General features: G+C 45.8%; 18 protein-coding genes and 1 pseudogene. 12 read left to right on the top strand and 7 right to left on the bottom strand.

Translation table 11 applies throughout. From position 1 onward, the window contains the following. Nucleotides 1-378 precede the first annotated feature (378 nt). The 3 genes from HC752_RS05690 (at nt 379) to HC752_RS05680 (ending at nt 2,835) form a co-directional block, all read left to right on the top strand. Nucleotides 379-1,269, top strand: a complete 891-nt coding sequence (locus tag HC752_RS05690) for an NAD(P)-dependent oxidoreductase (RefSeq protein ID WP_190334147.1) — start codon at nt 379-381, stop codon at nt 1,267-1,269. A 280-nt stretch (nt 1,270-1,549) separates the two neighbouring features. Continuing rightward, entirely contained in the window at nt 1,550-1,747 is a 198-nt protein-coding gene (locus HC752_RS05685) for a hypothetical protein (protein WP_190334146.1), read from the top strand. A 5-nt stretch (nt 1,748-1,752) separates the two neighbouring features. After that, the gene (locus HC752_RS05680) at nt 1,753-2,835 is read left to right on the top strand and encodes a rhomboid family intramembrane serine protease (RefSeq protein ID WP_190334145.1); all 1,083 of its coding nucleotides are present in this window, start codon (nt 1,753-1,755) and stop codon (nt 2,833-2,835) included. A gap of 198 nt (nt 2,836-3,033) precedes the next feature. Here the strand turns inward: HC752_RS05680 and HC752_RS05675 are convergent, their stop codons facing one another. After that, complete coding sequence (locus tag HC752_RS05675; protein ID WP_190334144.1) at nt 3,034-3,570, bottom strand: nucleotidyltransferase family protein; 537 nt, start codon at nt 3,568-3,570, stop codon at nt 3,034-3,036. Nucleotides 3,571-3,602: 32 nt separating this feature from the next. Between HC752_RS05675 and HC752_RS25105 the strand changes: the two are divergent. Together HC752_RS25105 and HC752_RS05665 are read left to right on the top strand one after the other, a co-directional pair. Next, nucleotides 3,603-3,701 (top strand): annotated as a pseudogene (locus HC752_RS25105) (RbsD/FucU domain-containing protein); the annotation flags it as partial. Nucleotides 3,702-3,902: 201 nt separating this feature from the next. Continuing rightward, nucleotides 3,903-4,676 (top strand): CAP domain-containing protein, encoded by a 774-nt coding sequence (locus tag HC752_RS05665; protein WP_190334143.1) that lies wholly within the window; start codon nt 3,903-3,905, stop codon nt 4,674-4,676. A 244-nt stretch (nt 4,677-4,920) separates the two neighbouring features. Here the strand turns inward: HC752_RS05665 and HC752_RS05660 are convergent, their stop codons facing one another. The 6 genes from HC752_RS05660 to HC752_RS05635 form a co-directional block, all read right to left on the bottom strand. Then, on the bottom strand, nt 4,921-5,394 hold the full coding sequence (locus HC752_RS05660; protein WP_190334142.1) for a GNAT family N-acetyltransferase: 474 nt from the start codon (nt 5,392-5,394) through the stop codon (nt 4,921-4,923). 268 nt (nt 5,395-5,662) lie between these two features. Further along, entirely contained in the window at nt 5,663-6,124 is a 462-nt protein-coding gene (locus HC752_RS05655) for a hypothetical protein (protein ID WP_190334141.1), read from the bottom strand. A gap of 39 nt (nt 6,125-6,163) precedes the next feature. Further along, nucleotides 6,164-6,730, bottom strand: coding sequence for a hypothetical protein (locus HC752_RS05650; protein WP_190334140.1), 567 nt, complete (start codon nt 6,728-6,730; stop codon nt 6,164-6,166). Further along, the gene (locus tag HC752_RS05645) at nt 6,727-7,152 is read right to left on the bottom strand and encodes an AHH domain-containing protein (RefSeq protein WP_190334139.1); all 426 of its coding nucleotides are present in this window, start codon (nt 7,150-7,152) and stop codon (nt 6,727-6,729) included. The genes HC752_RS05650 and HC752_RS05645 overlap by 4 nt, the downstream gene beginning before the upstream one ends. A 42-nt stretch (nt 7,153-7,194) precedes the next feature. Further along, nucleotides 7,195-7,437 (bottom strand): hypothetical protein, encoded by a 243-nt coding sequence (locus HC752_RS05640; RefSeq protein WP_190334138.1) that lies wholly within the window; start codon nt 7,435-7,437, stop codon nt 7,195-7,197. A gap of 213 nt (nt 7,438-7,650) precedes the next feature. Next, nucleotides 7,651-8,130, bottom strand: coding sequence for a hypothetical protein (locus HC752_RS05635; protein WP_190334137.1), 480 nt, complete (start codon nt 8,128-8,130; stop codon nt 7,651-7,653). 502 nt (nt 8,131-8,632) lie between these two features. On the opposite strand from HC752_RS05635, the gene HC752_RS05630 reads away from it, so the two are divergent. The 7 genes from HC752_RS05630 to HC752_RS05600 all read left to right on the top strand — a co-directional run bounded on the left by HC752_RS05630 (nt 8,633) and on the right by HC752_RS05600 (nt 17,920). Continuing rightward, nucleotides 8,633-11,311 (top strand): nitrate reductase, encoded by a 2,679-nt coding sequence (locus HC752_RS05630; protein ID WP_190334136.1) that lies wholly within the window; start codon nt 8,633-8,635, stop codon nt 11,309-11,311. Nucleotides 11,312-11,331: 20 nt separating this feature from the next. Further along, nucleotides 11,332-12,201, top strand: a complete 870-nt coding sequence (cobA, locus tag HC752_RS05625; protein ID WP_190334135.1) for a uroporphyrinogen-III C-methyltransferase — start codon at nt 11,332-11,334, stop codon at nt 12,199-12,201. Next, nucleotides 12,182-13,237 (top strand): glycosyl transferase family protein, encoded by a 1,056-nt coding sequence (locus HC752_RS05620; RefSeq protein WP_446751421.1) that lies wholly within the window; start codon nt 12,182-12,184, stop codon nt 13,235-13,237. The genes cobA and HC752_RS05620 overlap by 20 nt, the downstream gene beginning before the upstream one ends. 83 nt (nt 13,238-13,320) lie before the next feature. Further along, nucleotides 13,321-13,920, top strand: a complete 600-nt coding sequence (locus tag HC752_RS05615; protein WP_190334133.1) for an ANTAR domain-containing response regulator — start codon at nt 13,321-13,323, stop codon at nt 13,918-13,920. Between the two features lie 690 nt (nt 13,921-14,610). Further along, nucleotides 14,611-15,990, top strand: coding sequence for a CmpA/NrtA family ABC transporter substrate-binding protein (locus HC752_RS05610; RefSeq protein WP_190334132.1), 1,380 nt, complete (start codon nt 14,611-14,613; stop codon nt 15,988-15,990). A gap of 1 nt (nt 15,991) precedes the next feature. Beyond that, nucleotides 15,992-16,993 (top strand): ABC transporter permease, encoded by a 1,002-nt coding sequence (locus HC752_RS05605; RefSeq protein ID WP_190334131.1) that lies wholly within the window; start codon nt 15,992-15,994, stop codon nt 16,991-16,993. A 9-nt stretch (nt 16,994-17,002) separates the two neighbouring features. Continuing rightward, nucleotides 17,003-17,920, top strand: a complete 918-nt coding sequence (locus HC752_RS05600; protein WP_190334130.1) for an ABC transporter ATP-binding protein — start codon at nt 17,003-17,005, stop codon at nt 17,918-17,920. The last annotated feature ends 3 nt before the right edge of the window (nt 17,921-17,923 follow it).

Below are 17,923 nucleotides of genomic sequence, written 5' to 3'. Positions count from 1 at the left end.
AATGCGTTAAGGCTGATTCAAGATGAGTTTTTGTGGTGTTCAGGACGAACCTCAGGAACTGTACCAAAGAAACTACAGAACCTAAGAGAAAGTGGTAAGCGACTCATTTTACCCAAGAAAAGAAAGAGGAAGCCTTTTCCTCGGGTTGTTCTGTATAAGGCTCCCCGGTATCCACATAAGAAAAGAGCCGCACGCTGTTAAGCGAGCGGCATTAAGCCTAAGTGCTCGGTTTTTTTTATGTCCAACCCTAACTCCTCTGCTTGAGTTGGCGGTAATTTACCATTGTATGTCATATTGCCCATTGGTTAAGCCCAATAATCCGTGCATTATAAATGGATTGACGAGGAAGACAGAGTTTAACGAAGCAAGGAGATGAGAATGAAAGTGAGTTTTATCGGGTTGGGTGTGATGGGTTTTCCAATGGCTGGGCACTTAGTCAATGCTGGCTTTGATGTGACTGTCTTCAACCGAACGTTTGCGAAAGCACAGGCATGGCAAGAAAAGTACAAAGGTAACATTGCAGAAACCGTTGCTGAATGCGTGAAAGACGCCGACGTCGTTTTGACTTGTGTGGGCAACGACGACGATGTACGCAGCATGACAACCAGCGCATCTGGTGCACTGGCGAATATGAAGCAAGGTGCGATATTGGTCGATCACACCACCACGTCGGCTCTACTGGCGGAAGAATTAGAAGCGGCGGCAAAGCACACTGGTGTTCGATTTATGGACGCACCAGTATCGGGTGGGCAGGCTGGTGCGGAAAATGGTGTGTTGACCATTATGTGTGGCGGCGAACAAGCCCTGTTTGACGTGTTACAGCCAGTTTTCAGTGCTTATGGCAAGTCTTCAGTGCTTATGGGAAGCGTCGGGCAAGGTCAACGCGCCAAAATGGTCAATCAAATCTGTATTGCGGGTGTGTTAAATGGTCTTTCCGAAGGGTTACTTCTGGCGGAAAAATCGGGGTTGGATATCCCGACTCTGGTGAATTGTTTGAAAAATGGTGCAGCAGGATCTTGGCAAATGGAGAACCGAGCAGAAACCATGGCGCAAGGCAAATTCGATTTTGGTTTCGCCATTGATTGGATGATCAAAGACTTGGGTTTCTGCTTAGATGAAGCCAATAAGCAAGGGCTTCAATTACCGATGACCGAGAAAACCAATAACGCCTATAAAGCGTTGTCTGAATCCGGCGAAGGCAGAATGGATACATCGGTATTGCTTAAAGCGGTGCGCAGTGAAGCCGAGAACGGTGAGGTTCAACGCTAGCGACTAGGTGTTACCCTAGCGATTCAGTTCTACCATAGCCAACCGCAGCAATACATCACGTGGCACGATGTTCGTGCCACCAGTTCGCCTCTCAAAGCCGTTCTCATCGGGATACGATTCCCCACGTATCACTAATGCGAGCTTCCTCCAGTTCTTTTTAAATTCCCCTGTTTTATTTCAATGTTTCTGACATTGGTTATTTAACAATGTCTTGTTTTATTTAGTATTTATGCGAACAGTTGCGTTTTGATCAAAGCAGTGAAAAAGAAAGGACATTGTTTTGAAACTTAAAGAGCCGTTGGATAATAAAGAGCCGTTGGATAATAAAGCGTTGTTGGATAATAAAGCGTTGTTGGATAATAAAGCGTTGTTGGATAATAAAGCGTTGTTGGATAATAAAGTGTTGTTGAATAATAAAGCGCTTAAAAGCAAGCTGGCTAAAAGTGGGGCTGTAATAGGCTCAATTAAAGGAGGCTAATAGCCATGATTAAGCTGTGCCCAAAATGTGATAACGCCCGATTGGAAGCCACGCAATACGAAGGGGAAGAAATCGACATTTGTTTAGAGTGTGGTGGTCTTTGGTTTGAAAAAAACGAAGTAAACCGCCTGATAGATGAAGTCAATGATGGGCCAATAGGGGAGTGTTACAGCGAACATTTTGGTGAAGAATTGGGTGAATCGGAATACCTTTGCCCAGATTGTGCCAAGCCAATGGAGCGTCACCATTTGTTGCAAAGCTATCAGCATGAAATCGACATTTGCCGATCATGTGACGGTAGTTGGATTGATAAAGAAGAGTTGAAAGCGGTCGAGTGTAGCCCAGAACTTCGCAAAGTCTTGGGTGAATTGAACCAAAAAATAAGTTGGAAGACGTACCTGTTTCAGTTCCTGACTCAAATGCCGGTTGAGTACAACCTAAAACCCAAGATCTTGCCTTGGTGTAACTGGGTCATCATCGCTCTTAACTGCATCATCTTTTCCCTGTATTCATTCAGCGATGAAACCACCGATTGGGTTATTGAACACCTTGCCATGACGCCAGCCGACATTTTAGCGGGCAAGGAGTGGTGGACGCTCTTTACAGCGACGTTCTTGCATGGCGATATTATGCACCTTGCTGGCAACATGTACTTTTTGTATGTGGTTGGCGACAACATTGAAGATGCCGTAGGGCATAAAAAATACCTTGCTCTCTACGTTTTCTGCGGTATTGCAGCCTCGTTGGTGAGCTTTGCCTCTAACATGGATGGTCTGATCCCATCGGTAGGGGCGAGCGGGGCGATAGCGGGCTTCTTCGGGATTTATTTATTGTGGTTCCGACACGCAAGCCTGACGTTTATGATTGTCGTTTTCCAAAAGAAAATCTCGCCGATTCTTTTCTTTCTCATATGGTTAGGGTTTAACCTCTTTGGCATGGTTATGGCGAATCAAGGTGTGGATTACGCTGCGCACCTTGGGGGGTTCTTCGCGGGTTTGCTGGTGGCTTACCGGATGAAAGAACAAGTATTGGCAGACAACCCCATGATCAACTTGCTCAGCCATGACGCAGTGAAAATTCAGCGATAACGATGGATAAAATGAAACACAAAGGTTGGGCTTCTCCCCAGCCTTTGTGTTGCATGGGTGCTTTATTTTTTTGTTCTATGTAACTTTTAATTTTTAACTTTTAACTTCTAACTTCTAACTTCTAACTTCTAACTTCTAACTTCTAACTTCTAACTTCTAACTTCTAACTTCTAACTTCTAACTTCTAACTTCTAACTTCTAACTTCTAACTTCTAACTTTGGCCATTGTACGAGCCAGTTTTTAGTGGCGACACGTTGCTCAAATACCGTTAAAGTGCGCTTTGTATTATGGGTAATATTCAAATTAAACAAAGAATCGACCCCAAACGCAGAGACCAGTTCATAGCCTCCTGCTTCGTTCATTCTTACGCCTACTGCGGTTTCTTTCTCGGGCCAGAAGCTCATCGCATCCACTGAGCTTGTGTATGGTAAGTCCCCATTTCGAGTGTGCATTTTAGCTTGATTTCGCACTTGCCAGTTGAGCTCGGGCATGCGGGAGCGGAGCGCCTTCTCGTACTGTAAGTACCGTTCAGAATCACACTCTTCCGTATCAAAATAAATCACATCCACATCGTTCAGTGGCGTGGGTACCGATTTGTGGTGCAGATGATCCCACACTAAATTTCGAACAAATCCTGCGGCTAAATAGCATTGAGGAAGCGTAAGTTCAGCGACAGCTTTCAATGCTTTTTGCCGTAAAGGATCGCGTTTAAGAAGTTCAGTAATGGTGTCCATGTGTTGTCCTGTATGTTAAGCCATGAAGCATTAAAAGGCGTACGCATTTAAGCCGAGCGGTGCTCCTAACGGGTGAATATACACCCTACGCCAATGTCATTTTTCAAGCAGGCGGTGAGGTTATTGGGTAAGGCTATTTTTGTTTTTAGTGTCTCGATATTTCGCCCTTTTATGCGTGGGATTTTCATTCCATTTACCTCCTAAATATTGCTCATTTTCAGCTCAATGTCAGTGCATTGAAAGCAGTTAATCAATAATGTGGCTTGCCTGTTTAACTTTTATAAATTTCAGTTTAGCGTCGGGATTCTTCAATCTTGAGACTAAGGAATATTATGTTATACAGTGTAAAAACAGGTGCGTTACTTGCGCTTTCTCTATCATTTCTAGGTGGTTGTGGTAATGAAAATGATTCGAGTTCATTAACGAAGGAGGAAGCAACCCTATCGAAACCGACTACATCGAAGCCGACTACATCGAAGCCGCCGACATCGAAGCCGCCTACATTGAAGCCGACTACATCGAAGCCGACTACATCGAAGCCGACTACATCGAAGCCGACTACATCGAAGCCACCGACATCGAAGCCACCGACATCGAAGCCGCCGACATCGAAGCCACCGACATCGAAGCCACCGACATCGAAGCCACCGACATCGAAGCCGAATGTGTCACCCGTTGAGCTAGACGCCTTTGCTAAGGAAATGCTTGAAGAGATCAATAGATATCGCGCTTCTACTCAAGTCTGCGGAGGTAGAACAATGCCAGCCGTTGCGCCTTTAGTTTGGAACTCGCAGCTTGAAAAGGCAGCGTATGTACATTCTTCCAATATGGCCAATTACAATTTCTTTGATCACAATGGATTAGACGGTACAACGCCATCGGATAGGGTTAAAAATGCAGGTTATAACTGGAGTTATACTGGTGAAAATATTGCAGCAGGACAAAGCGATATTCGTAGTGTGATGAAAGGGTGGATGGAGAGCAAAGGGCATTGTGAAAACATTATGAAAGCAGAGTATAAAGAGGTGGGTGCTGCTATGGTTGAAAATAGAGACGCCATGCACCGTACCTTCTGGACACAGGTCTTTGGATCGACTACTTACTAACCTCAGTTTTGGATAACAGATCCCTTTCTAGTCGCTGTTTTTGCTGCTAACTGCGTTGAATTCACTTGCAATAGGCTTGCGAAGGACGCGAGCCTAGTTAATAACAAAAACCTCTGACTAGAAAGGGCATGTTACACCGTTTGTAATTAATTTAATGAGTTATGTTTTGCTTATCAAAAGCGGAGATCAGTGAGTCAATACGGCTCTGTTATCACATTTTGAGATGTGTGTTTGCTATTACTCGTCACGGGTTCGAGGGCAGAGTGAATTCCCAATGCTCTAATTGCTCACCGTCTTTATCCTCAACCATCCCCTTGTAAATAAAACCATTTTTTTTAATAACGTTTAATGATGCTACATTGTCTTTGGCGATCAGTGCCTTGGTATGGTTAACCACGTCCGATTGAAAGGCAATGTGGTTGAGCGCTTTCACAGCAGACGTCGCCACCCCTATTCCCCGAGCGTTAGGCGCAACGTTGTAGCCTATTTCCACACCATCAGCATGAGGGGCATATTTAAAGCCGCAACAGCCCACCATTTGACCATCGATTTCAATGAAATAAGGTAACGCCCAGATAATATCTACCGAGTTTTTGTATTGTTCCCATGCACGCATTAATACGTGTTTGGGGGGAATCGCTCCATCCATATAAGCAAACGTAGGTTCACCATGTAGGGTGCGCTCAAACTGATCGGGAGTTAATTGCACGAGTTTCATGACGGCTTCCTATAAATTGCGATATTTCATTAGATTTGTTGAACTGTTGGGTTTAGTGCGCTACCTAATTATTACATCAAATTAATGCAGTTATCTTGCGGAGCGTCTTCTTTGCTTTTCAAAAAAAAGATATATATAACAGTTACCGTGAGGTTAGTACTAAGTATGTCGATAAAAAATATTGATTGCCGATGGCGTACCGCAGTATGAGAAAGCACCGCCGAGAGACGCATAGCCAAGAATTTACAATGTAAACTGAATTCAGGTGTTACTGAATAATCAAGCGTGTGAGTTTCTTGCAATCCCCCAACAAGCTTCGACATCTTCTGATTTGAGGGTCCAATTTCAGCGCTCGTAGATCGAATAAGATGGCTGTGGAAAATTGCTTTAGCCCCCGATAGTAATCCGCGTACCCTTCAAGAACTCTTGCGTTAGCTTTGTTAAAAGAGGCGCAACCTACGCGTTCTAAATCACGGGCGCTTTGATATTTCTTAATAATGGATTCGACACTTTTTAGGTTATCTAATCGGCGGCTATCTGTTTGGGTTGCTGAGCCATTGCGCATTAGGTATCCCGTTAAAACGGAATTTACGACCCCCACGTCATGCTGGTCACATATTCTTAGCCAAAGCTCCCAATCTTCAGCATAAGTGGTTTTCGCATCAAACATGCCTAACTGTTCCAGAACCACACGCTTTACCATAACGTTAGAGGTGAGTATTAGGAACACGAGTGACCTTTGTGAGATCACTCGTTCTTGAAGTATCGTTTAAAAAGGATTGGTAAGGTCGCTATCAAACCTAAGACCTTTTAGACCATTTTTTTCACAGAGTTGCTTTAAGCGTTCATTGGCAAAAAGTTTACTTGCTCCCTGCAGTTTAGATTTAAATACAGCTTTAAATCTAATATCTGGTTCATGGAATTCTAGAGATCTAAGATTTGTGGGGTAGCCTTCCTCGTAATTCATTTCAGTCCTGCTTGGGTCTTCTAGCCCGAAGCTTTGACAATGGAATGCAAAATACGATGCCCCATTCACGAGTATAGGGAGAAACTCGCCAACACTTTCGAGTAATTCCTTTGAAACTTCATAAGCTTTTTCGTTAAGCAGTAAGAAATTGATGTCCCAAGTTGTGATGTCAGGAAAAGGTCTAGATGTACCACTTTCAAACTCAGAACTAACATTATCCCAAATAGGCTTTAAGCTCTCTTGGGTATCAGGTAGATCCAGAAAAAAATCGACCAGATTCTCATCCCCAAGTTGGTTAGCGAGCTGCATTACATCTAATTCGAATAAACAGTAGTTTTCATGATCGGCTTTTAGCTGATATACAGTCATGCAGTAGGGCTCCAGTTCCTATCTTTCTTCTCAAGAATCTTTTCAGGGTGGCTACCTGATTTAATTTCTCTTTTTATAGTTTTTAATTTACCTATAAAAACAGCTTCATTTCTTCTTATATGCGCTAGAGTATCAGAAATCCAAGTTTCATAATTGTAAGTGTGAATCCTTGAGTGTGGTGGAGCTTTAGGGGTAGTAAAGTGACCTTTGAAGGCGGTAGATCTTGGAAGCCATACACCATTAATAGGGTCATTAATCCCTATGCCATATCGGTGCATTTGCAATCTTACACGCATCATCCTCGATTTCCCATTGCCCATGATAATATGATGAGGGTGATGATTTGTGCTAGGTTTTGGTTCTCCAACAGCATATAGAAAGTTAGAGAGATTTTCTGTTGGATGATGAGCTTCCTTGGACAATTCGGCAGTACTTCTATCTTTGTTATCTACTCTATACTTCTCTCATTGAGATTGAAGTGAACTTTGAGTCGAAATTCGTATCATTTCCCGATCTAAATGAGCGATGTCTTCTTTTATTTGATTAAGTTCTTTGCCTTTGACGTCTGGGGTTACATCTAGCTTATGTTTAACCGCAATAGCCTTTTTTTGAAACCTATGAATAGCAAGCTCCAAAGGAGTAGGGTTACTTGGTCTCTTTGGTAATTTGGCAACTGGATTTTTGCCTCCAAAAATAGATTTTGACATGATAATCCTAACTATATTCTTTTTAAATCATATGATTATGTTTAGGATTGTACTTAGTGTCTTTCTTTTTCTAAAAAACTCTCTTTTAGTTGAACCTGTCTTTTATTCCATTGAAAGTGATTTAAGTGTAAGTTACATTTTAATCACTCACTAATACCATATCTTCTTTAACTACTACTCTTTAGCCATCGCTTAATCAATGATAATACAGTGCTATTGTTTTTTTTCCTGCACGTCAAATTTTCTTACATCAAGCCCGCTATTTACAAAAAATCTCTCTATCAAAAAGTAACCGACAACAATGATTGTGGACATGAGAATCGGGGTCATCCATTTCAATAAATTCTGGGCAGCAACAACGTGAATGGGGTTCCCGATAATAAAATCCATCACAGGCTGGCGGATTAACATCGATTTCATCGCTAGAATAATGCCGCTGAGCGCACCTACTTGTATCAATAAACTGCAGTTACTGATTTTTTGGCGTAATAGCAGGTATACAATAAAGACCCCAATGGAAGACTCTATCGCTAACGCCATCGCAAGGTGGCGGACATCCCAACTCGGCATCACCGATTTCCCTGCCATTTGCTGAGATATCCAAGCTCGAAGCCATTCAGCTTCGATAACATGAACGACGAAGCCAATCGAAGCAGCGAGGACCAGAACGAAAAAATACAGCATAAATTTCATTGGGCTAACCTTTTTAGAGAATGACACTCACTTTAGTGACTCGCCATTATAGAGTGTTCCCGTCTCGCTACCTTGATCTCCATCAGCTGTGTTAAATGGACTTCTCCCGAAATAGGATTGCTGAATTGATTCTCGAAAGCGCGACTACTCGTGGCGCTTTTGGCTTCCTGCCAACAATGTTCATTCATTAGAACCCTTTGTCCATCACCAAAAGGCATCCGCACTAAATTGGAGTGGTTTGCTCAGAAATAGTGCATTACAACGATTGGCTAAATCATTAATTCATTGAATTTTATAGTAATGACTTGTTGGCTCATTCTTTGCTCTGGTTCTTTTACCTCATATAAGCGCACGGAAGCGATGTGATATGAGTGTCTTGGGTTCAAAATTCAACGCAACGTCAAAGGCAATGGCGCCTTTCGGGTGCCTTTTTGTATTCAAGCAACCTCGATAGGCGAGGTTAACAAGGTTTACGGAGCATAATTTGCCAAGGGAAGTCTGCATGTCGAAATGTGAAATACAATCTACCTGCCCTTATTGTGGGGTCGGATGTGGTGTAAGCGTTGCTGAAGATCAAATCAAAGGTGACGAAAGGCACCCAGCCAACCAAGGAGCGTTATGTGTAAAAGGCGCCGCCCTGAAAGAAAGCCTAAATATGCCCACTCGGTTGCTGTATCCCAGAATTATGGGTGAAACCGTGACATGGCAAAAAGCAATAGATGCCGTTTCAGACAAGCTGAAAGACACAATAGAAAAGTACGGGCCGGACTCTGTGGCGATGTATGTGTCTGGGCAATTACTTACCGAAGATTACTACGTCGCCAACAAGTTGATGAAGGGGTATGTCGGGAGCGCCAATATTGATACCAACTCACGATTGTGTATGTCGTCGGCGGTGGCTGCACATATTCGCGCGTTTGGTGAAGATGTGGTGCCCGTTAATTACGACGACCTACTTCAGACGGATCTGATCGTCATATCAGGGGCGAATACTGCATGGACCCACCCAGTGATTTTTCGCCGAATCCAACAAGCCCGAGAACAAAATCCTCACTTACGCATAGTGGTGATAGACCCGCGCAAAACCGTGACTGCCGCACAAGCGGATGTGCATTTAGCGTTAGAGAACGATGGCGACATCACGCTTTACAACGGCTTGCTCCGCTTTTGCATTGAAAACGGGCATATGGACGAGCGTTTTATCGAGCATCACACCAATGGATTTGAGGAACTGTCTCGCTGTGTGATGGCGCCGGAATACGAACTTCGCCACGTAGCGCAAACGTTAGGGCTCGAGGTTGAGGCGTTACGTACTTTCTACCAATGGTTCGCCTTGTCTCCCACCGCAATTACCGTATTTTGCCAAGGAATCAATCAGTCGAGTGATGGCGTTGAGAAAGCCAATAGCATTATCAACGCGCACTTGCTTACCGGAAAAATAGGCAAAGCGGGCAGTGGACCTTTTTCAATAACTGGGCAACCCAACGCCATGGGCGGGAGAGAAGTGGGTGGTTTAGCGAATATGCTCGCCGTGCATCGAGGCTTTGATGGAGAATCGATCGAAAAAGTCGCCCAATTTTGGGGGGCACCAAACATCGCCACCAAGCCGGGTTTGAAAGCCGTCGATTTGTTCGATGCGGTGGAAAAAGGCGACGTGAAAGTGATTTGGATAATGGCAACCAACCCCGTGGTTTCCATGCCGAATGCCGACAAAGTGCGCCGTGCACTCGCTCAGTGTGACATGGTGATCGTCTCTGACATTACCCCCGACAGCGACACCGCTCAATACGCCAACGTGTTGTTGCCCGCGGCTGGATGGGGAGAAAAGCAAGGCATGGTGACCAACTCCGAGCGATGCATGTCGCGTCAGCGCCGTTTTATAACCCCACCGGGGGAAGCCAAAACCGATTGGGAAACCCTTTGTGCGGTAGGGCAGGCATTGTGTGAAAAAATGGACATAGAAAGCGGGTTCGATTTCGAGTCTGAAGCCGATGTATTTCGGGAATACGCGCGAATGACATCCATAAATCACGACTCGTCGCTGCTGCTGGACATATCAGCGCTGGCAGACATCTCAGATGAAGACTATCAAAACTGGACGCCAGCTCGGTGGCCATTAAATGAAGATGCTGCCCCTTACCGTAATGGTCGATTTAGCACACCTTCCGGCAAAGCCAATTTTTTGGAGACCAAGTCCCCGTTTTTGAAGACCAATGTATTGGATAAACCTCAGCCAACATGGTGGCTGAATACGGGGCGTCACCGCGACCAATGGCACACGATGACGCGAACAGGGCACATTGAGCATCTTTCGGAGCTCGAACCGGAACCGACCTTGTATCTCAATTCACTGAGCGGTGAACAGTTGGGTATTGGCGAAGGGGAGTTGATCCAAATTCAACACTCAACCTCTGCCGAAGGTTCTATCGTTTACGCCAAAGCAAAATGGGATCAAGGGCTGAATGCCAAACAAGTCTTTATGAGCATGCACTGGGCGGGGGGGTACAGTGGGCATGGCGAGTTTCCAAGCCAAATCAACCGAGTGATAACCTCTGTGGTGGACCCCCTTTCTGGGCAGCCCGCATTCAAATCTCAACCTGTGTCACTGAAGCCTGCAACAGTAGGCAGTTACATTACCCATGTTCAGCGTTACAGCGATCACCCTAAGCCTGATTTTATTGCGAATCGTCATCCTATTTATTCGTCAATGCAAACACTTGTCCCTGGCGTTGTTTGGCGATATTGCACCTCGGCTTCTTATTCTAAATTGTCCTTAATGACGGCGCTTTCTGGGTGCTTGATTTTAGACATACCGCAAGGCTGGTGTGCAATAGCTGGTCGGTTTGAACCATTGGAAAAACGCTTTGTGACGGAGGCAATAACCGTCATCAGTCATCAACCCATGTCCGTGAAGGCCAATGACATCGCAGAGATGTTAGGAAAGCCACTTGATGTTCGAAAACTATTGCAAGGGGTGGGAGCGCAAGGGGTGTTTGGTTGTGAACAAGGCTCGCAGATTTGCAGCTGTTTTAAGGTGTCAGACCTTCAGATCAAGCAGGCGATTGAGCAACACAACATTCAATCATTACACCAATTGCAGGCCGTACTTAAGTGCGGAACTAACTGCGGGTCATGCATTCCCGAGCTGAATAACGCTTTGGAACAACACGTCATTTATTAGGAAGTAGGGGATGATCGAGTATGACAAAAATAACGCAAATGGATGGCCGTTCGACTTCGTACAAGCCCCTGCTTGATAAGCCGATGGGGCGAGATACGCCATTCCCCATCACATATAAACAAAACGAAAGGGAAAGGGGAAAAGTCAAATTGGTGGGATGCGGGCCGAGCGACCCAGATTTGTTGACCATCAAAGCATTTAAAGCCATTCAAGATGCCCAAGTGTTGGTGTATGACCGCTTGATCAACCAAGACATTTTAACGCTCGCCAGCCCACATGTAGAAACCATCTACGTTGGCAAACGCTGCGGTCACCCCAGCATGAAGCAGGAAGCGATAAATGCGTTACTCGTCCGATTAGCCAAGGAAGGCAAACAGGTTGTCAGGCTGAAGGGAGGCGACCCCTTCATATTTGGGCGTGGAGGGGAGGAGGCGTTGGAATTGGCGAAATATCAAATTCCATTCGAAGTGATCCCCGGTATTACTGCCGCGATAGGTTGTGCTGCGAGTGCCATGATTCCACTGACGCACCGTGAAGTCTCGCGCAGTGTGACGTTAGTAACAGGCAATGTGGTAACGGGTGCATTACCTGCATGGAGTGGCTTGGTGAGCAGCGGGCAAACGCTGGTATTTTATATGGGGTTAGAAAAAGCGCACGAGATTCAGCAAGGGCTCATGAATAATGGTTTAACGAGTGAAACACCCGTTGCGATCGTAATCAATGGGTGTAGTGAGGAAGAGAAAATATACACCTTAACACTTGGTCAGCTCAGTGATGGTGCAACCCAAGTAAAAGGCATGAGCCCTGCACTGATGATTTTGGGGGAAGTGGTGAAAATCCGCGCAAGTATTTCGGCTTTGATATCACAGAGTGCGGAGTTTTCTGTATAGTGTCCGCTTCGTCAAAAGGTGCAGCAAAAGGAAGCAAAAAATGTCTATCGCTATTCAGTGTATTAAGGCTCTCGGAAAGGGCGAGCGTGGAAGAAGATCGCTCACTGAGCAGGAATCGTTCGATTTGATGAGAGGATGGTTTGATGGGCACGTTGCCGACGACCAACTGGCGATGGCATTAGTGTTAATGCGGGTGAATAACGAAACACCGGAAGAGATTGCTGGGTTTGTCCGCGCATTTCATGAAGGCGTTGAACCCATTCAAGCGGATTTGGACTGGCCGTTGTATGCGGGCAAGCGTGTCCACGAAAACAAAACAACCGACAAACCTTGGCATTTGGTTGCCGCTAAAATTTTGGCGGATAACGGTCACAAGATTCTATTGCACGGTCATGCACAAAGACACTTAACAAAAAATCATGCCGAGCAGTCTCTCGACGCGATCGGCATTGTTAAAGCACAGAATTTGCAGCACGCAGAAAAGGTCATTCAATCCGAGGGCATTGCATACCTGCCATTGGAGGCTTTTCAGCCCAAAATAGTAACGTTACTAAGTTGGAATGCACGATATGGCGTTAGAACGCCGATCAATACGGTAGTCAGAGCGCTCAACCCCGGTCAATTGCCCTATGGGCTCAGAGGCAGCTTTCATCCGGGGTTTCAAGAGTTACATGCGAAGGTCGAGCAAAAAGTCTCTGCCGAATCGGGACGAGTGCTGTCGTTCAAAGGCACGTCGGGCGAAACCGAATTCAACCCAAAAGTAAGCCAAACGGTGTGGGTGTGCGATCACGGTAAGGTCGATCCTGTTTATTGGGAAGAAAGTGCCTCTCAACCTGTAAACGTGGCGACGCAATGCGTGCTAGGAACGGCATCTGCCGATCTTGAATTAATGTCACATAGTGTCGTTGCGACGCTGGTGTCGGCGCTGTTTGCTATTGATGGAGACAAAGACAAGGCGCAGCTATTGGCAAACGAGTATTGGAGCCAATATTTAGAGTCTGTTTATCTTTCAAAAAAATTTAACCACGAAAGATAAACAGACACTAGTAAAGGAAACTCTCGTCTCCTAACCCATCCCACTTCATAACAGAAGTCGGAATGCAATAAAAAGGACATGTTATGAAGGATCAGACGGTTTTCTTACTTAGCGATAACTCAGAGCACCAAACGCTTCTTAGTGAACAACTGGTCACGCAGCACATGAGCGTTGTGCGTTGCCAGTTGGCACACTTAGAAGCAATGCTCAATGCATCGGATTCTGGGGCAGAGCCAGAACATAATATGCATCGTCAATCTTTGGTGGTTTCATGGGCTGCGCCAACCGCTGAATTGACGTGTCTCATTGAATATGCCATTGGAAAAAAGTGCGCATTGGTCATACTTATAGAAACACTCCAAGCCGAGAGCATTGCCCACCTTCCTTTTGCGAACCAATACGTCATCCTTCCTTACCGCTCCGATCATGATTTGTTTATGTGGCTCAAGCATGCAAAGCGCCTGCGTGAAAACATGGACAAGATTGAGCAGGACATTGCCTTGCTCCATCAAAAGCTCGACGATCGAAAATGGATTGAAAAAGCCAAAGGTACATTGATGAAAATGCACCGCATAGATGAAGAAGAAGCCTATAAAGCACTTCGAACCAGCGCGATGAAATCCAGCCAGCCAATCGGTCTTGTCGCTAAAAACATAATGCTCACGTTTGACGCGATTGGTTAATTCAATATTAGGTCGCCCGCAATTGTTGTGTACAACGAAGAAGCGGAGGGAGGATAAACATCTACGCAGCGAATATCACGGCTTGTTTAGCCCTCGTCATTCCACTGCGTCCGTTCTTTCCTAATAGAGAGGCTTGAATTGACACAGAATAGGAGGCTCTGAATCCTGCATCGTGAGATCACTTGGGTATATTATTAAAAATAGAGGGCGTGTCGATTTCTTGAGCGCGCTTTGCAGCAGGTGGTCGCTACAAAAAACTCGATATTCTTATGGATGAAAATACCAGGGTTTTGTAGGCGCAGTTAACAGTGTTTGGCTACGAGTAACGGTTGGAATGTGCAAGAAAAAACCTTTTAGACCCGTATCTATTTAGAATTCATTCGATCTGGTGCAACGTTGCACTATAAAGAGGCAAGATAACCCAATTTATTCCACTGACCTATTTCAACCTTTTGAAATATGGCGGTTTTTTTGTTTGGCATGTAACTTGAAACAATAAAACCATAAGCGGAGCAATGCTCCGGTAGGCCATCAACGGCGGTGGTCAATAATTAGGGTCGGTTGATCTTTCAAACAAAACTCAACCGCGGAAGATCAACAGACCCTACGCAATGGCGCGACTGCACTTCGAGTGTAGCCGCGCTTTTTTTTTAAATGCTGATTATTGGAAATTGGAACAGGAGCGTTCGAATGGGTTGTCGGAAAAACAGAATAAAACCTTGGTTATTAAAGGCTGTGGGTTTCACGCTCTTACTGGGGACGTTCTCTGCTTTTGCGAAGGTAGGAGAGCCTGAGCGCGAGGATTTGAAGTTTGGCTTCATTAAGCTGACCGATATGGCTCCCCTCGCGGTGGCGCATGAAAAAGGCTTTTTTGAAGACGAAGGATTGTACGTGACGCTGGAAGCACAAGCCAACTGGAAAGTGCTGCTCGACAGAGTGATTGATGGGGAGTTGGATGGCGCACACATGCTGTCGGGGCAACCGCTAGGGGCAGCCATTGGAATTGGAACGAAAGCGGAAATGATCACCGCATTCAGTATGGATTTGAATGGTAACGCCATCACCGTTTCTAATGACATATGGCAACAAATGAAGCCTCACTTAAGTCAGCGAGCAGATGGAAAACCCGTTCACCCAATCAAAGCTGATGCCTTAAAACCTGTGGTAGAAAGTTACCTCGACAAGGGGAAGCCATTCAATATGGGGATGGTGTTTCCGGTTTCTACCCATAATTACGAATTGCGTTATTGGCTAGCAGCAGGGGGGATTCACCCAGGATATTACGCGCCGAAAACAGGAGACAATAGCGGTCAGTTAGACGCCGATGTGCTGCTGAGTGTCACGCCTCCACCACAGATGCCCGCCACGATGGAAGCCGGAACCATTAAAGGTTATTGCGTTGGTGAACCTTGGAATCAGCAGGCGGTTATCAAGGGGATAGGCGTACCAGTCGTCACCGATTACGAAATATGGAAAAACAATCCTGAAAAAGTGTTTGGTGTCTCTAAAGCATGGGCGGAGACATACCCGAACACACACATACGTGTGATTAAGGCATTAATTCGAGCCGCTTATTGGTTAGATGAGAACAACAACGCCAATCGCCATGAAGCGGTGACATTACTGGCCAAAAGCCAATACGTCGGTGCGGATGCGGATGTGATCGCCAACAGTATGACGGGCACGTTTGAGTATGAAAAAGGCGACAAACGTTCAGTGCCAGACTTCAATGTATTTTTCCGCAACAACGCGACGTACCCCTATTACAGCGACGCCATTTGGTACTTAACGCAAATGCGTCGTTGGGGGCAAATTCCAGAAGAAAAACCCGATGATTGGTACGCCAATATCGCGAAGCAAGTCTATCGGCCTGACCTTTACCAACAAGCTGCCGAATCGCTCATTGAAGACGGGGTATTGAGCAAAGCAGACTTCCCAGAATTTGACTTGCAAGATGGTTACCGCCAGCCACAAACGCATTTTATCGACAATATCGTTTATGACGGCAAAAAGCCAAACGCGTACTTAAAAAAATTCAGCATTGGGTTGAAAGGCTCAGAGGAAATTTAGCATGGACAGTCAGTTACCTAAGAAGGACCGGACGTCGACGAATAACGTATTGTCGTTATGTCCAAGCAAAGCGCAGGTAGCCAATCACAGCAAAGCGGTGCTGCTTCCTCTGCTTGGGATTTTGCTGTTCTTGATGTTATGGCATTTGTCGGCTCGCCAAGTACAAACCTCTCTAGGCACATTGCCAGGCCCCGTTCAAACCGCGCAGCAGTTTGGTCATTTGGTCTCCGAACATTGGGCAGAAAGAGAGAAAGAAAAGGCGTTTGTTGAGCGTCAAGAAAAGCGCAACGCAGCGACATTGATAAAAGATCCTAATGCAAAAGTGAAAATTCGCCCCTATACCGGCAAGTCGACCTTCTTTGACCAGATAGTGACGAGCTTAATTACCGTCGCGTGCGGCTTTCTGCTTGCTTCACTCATAGCCATTCCTGCGGGGATCGTGTTGGGGTTGAATCAGAACGTGTATCAAGCATTCAACCCAGTGATCCAATTACTGAAACCCGTTTCTCCATTGGCATGGTTACCGATTGTCACCATGGTGGTGAGTGCCACATACGCTAGCCCCGATCCTTTGATGACCAAATCGTTTGTGAACTCTTTGCTTACTGTCGCGTTGTGCAGTTTGTGGCCCACGTTGATCAATACCGCCGTTGGGGTGACGAGTGTCGATAACGATCTGGTGAACGTAAGCCGAGTACTGCGACTATCTTGGTGGAAACACATTTGGACGATTGTTCTTCCCTCATCGATTCCCATGATTTTTACCGGTTTGCGTCTTTCGCTAGGCGTGGCATGGATGGTGTTGATTGCCGCAGAAATGCTGGCGCAGAACCCTGGGCTCGGAAAGTTCGTGTGGGATGAATTTCAAAATGGCGGCTCTGCCTCGTTAGGGCGGATCATGGTCGCCGTGATTACGATAGGGTTTATCGGGTTGTTGCTCGATAGGGGAATGCTGACGCTGCAAAAGTCAGTGTCTTGGGACAAGCAGCAAGTACTGCGTTAGGAGAACACGATGCCAAATTCATATTTAAACCTCACTCAGTTAGGTATGCGATTTCCCACCCCAAAAGGTGAATTTATCGCGTTGAGAAAAGTGGATTTACGCATTCAAGAAGGTGAATTCATCTCGCTAATTGGTCACTCAGGTTGCGGAAAATCAACCGTCCTGAACCTTGTGGCAGGGTTACACGAACCAACCGACGGTGGCGTGATATTGCAAGGACGAGAGGTCGATGGACCAGGTCCAGAGCGAGCGGTGGTGTTTCAACATCACGCTTTGCTGCCTTGGCTGTCGGTTTACCAAAACGTGGAATTAGCCGTAAAGCAATTCGCCACAAAGCAATTATCGACGAAGCAATTATCGACGAAGCAATTCTCAAAGAAGCAATGTGCCGTCAACACGACAGAGGGCAAGACAAAGAGGTCGTGGGTGCGCGATCAGGTGCAACATTACCTTGAATTAGTTCAAATGACCCATGCCAGCGACAAAATGCCCGATGAGATTTCGGGAGGCATGAAGCAGCGAGTCGGAATTGCGCGAGCACTTGCGTTAAAACCGAAAGTATTGCTGATGGATGAGCCGTTTGGTGCGTTAGATGCGTTAACCCGCGCCTATTTGCAAGACGCCCTCATGGCGATTCACGCCGAACTTAACACCACCGTGATCATGATAACGCACGATGTCGATGAAGCCGTTCTGCTGTCGGATCGGATTGTTATGATGACCAACGGCCCTGCGGCCACGATTGGTGAAGTGCTCAGTGTCGAATTGGACCGACCGAGAAATCGTGTTCAGCTTGCGGATGACCCCCAGTATCAAAAATATCGCCAGTCGGTTCTGCGTTTTTTGTATGAAAAGCAAGCCAAGCCGCAACCCGTATTGGCAACCCCGAAGAAAGAGTCGCGGCTACAGGTTTCCAAAAGCGCATAAGGA

The sequence above is a fragment of the Vibrio sp. S9_S30 genome (assembly GCF_014694455.1).
Classification (GTDB): domain Bacteria; phylum Pseudomonadota; class Gammaproteobacteria; order Enterobacterales; family Vibrionaceae; genus Vibrio.
Note: the sequence above shows the minus strand (reverse complement) of the source record. Positions and strands in the feature narration are given on the sequence as shown.

Excerpts from the sequence above, each read along its gene's own strand:
- HC752_RS05680 (WP_190334145.1), top strand. The coding sequence starts at position 1,753 with ATGATTAAGCTGTGCCCAAAATGTGATAACGCCCGATTGGAAGCCACG.
- HC752_RS05610 (WP_190334132.1), top strand. The coding sequence starts at position 14,611 with ATGGGTTGTCGGAAAAACAGAATAAAACCTTGGTTATTAAAGGCTGTG.
- HC752_RS05660 (WP_190334142.1), bottom strand. The coding sequence starts at position 5,394 with ATGAAACTCGTGCAATTAACTCCCGATCAGTTTGAGCGCACCCTACAT.
- HC752_RS05640 (WP_190334138.1), bottom strand. The coding sequence starts at position 7,437 with ATGTCAAAATCTATTTTTGGAGGCAAAAATCCAGTTGCCAAATTACCA.
- HC752_RS05600 (WP_190334130.1), top strand. The coding sequence starts at position 17,003 with ATGCCAAATTCATATTTAAACCTCACTCAGTTAGGTATGCGATTTCCC.
- HC752_RS05650 (WP_190334140.1), bottom strand. The coding sequence starts at position 6,730 with ATGACTGTATATCAGCTAAAAGCCGATCATGAAAACTACTGTTTATTC.
- HC752_RS05630 (WP_190334136.1), top strand. The coding sequence starts at position 8,633 with ATGTCGAAATGTGAAATACAATCTACCTGCCCTTATTGTGGGGTCGGA.
- HC752_RS05605 (WP_190334131.1), top strand. The coding sequence starts at position 15,992 with ATGGACAGTCAGTTACCTAAGAAGGACCGGACGTCGACGAATAACGTA.
- HC752_RS05665 (WP_190334143.1), top strand. The coding sequence starts at position 3,903 with ATGTTATACAGTGTAAAAACAGGTGCGTTACTTGCGCTTTCTCTATCA.
- HC752_RS05690 (WP_190334147.1), top strand. The coding sequence starts at position 379 with ATGAAAGTGAGTTTTATCGGGTTGGGTGTGATGGGTTTTCCAATGGCT.
- cobA (WP_190334135.1), top strand. The coding sequence starts at position 11,332 with ATGACAAAAATAACGCAAATGGATGGCCGTTCGACTTCGTACAAGCCC.
- HC752_RS05675 (WP_190334144.1), bottom strand. The coding sequence starts at position 3,570 with ATGGACACCATTACTGAACTTCTTAAACGCGATCCTTTACGGCAAAAA.
- HC752_RS05635 (WP_190334137.1), bottom strand. The coding sequence starts at position 8,130 with ATGAAATTTATGCTGTATTTTTTCGTTCTGGTCCTCGCTGCTTCGATT.
- HC752_RS05615 (WP_190334133.1), top strand. The coding sequence starts at position 13,321 with ATGAAGGATCAGACGGTTTTCTTACTTAGCGATAACTCAGAGCACCAA.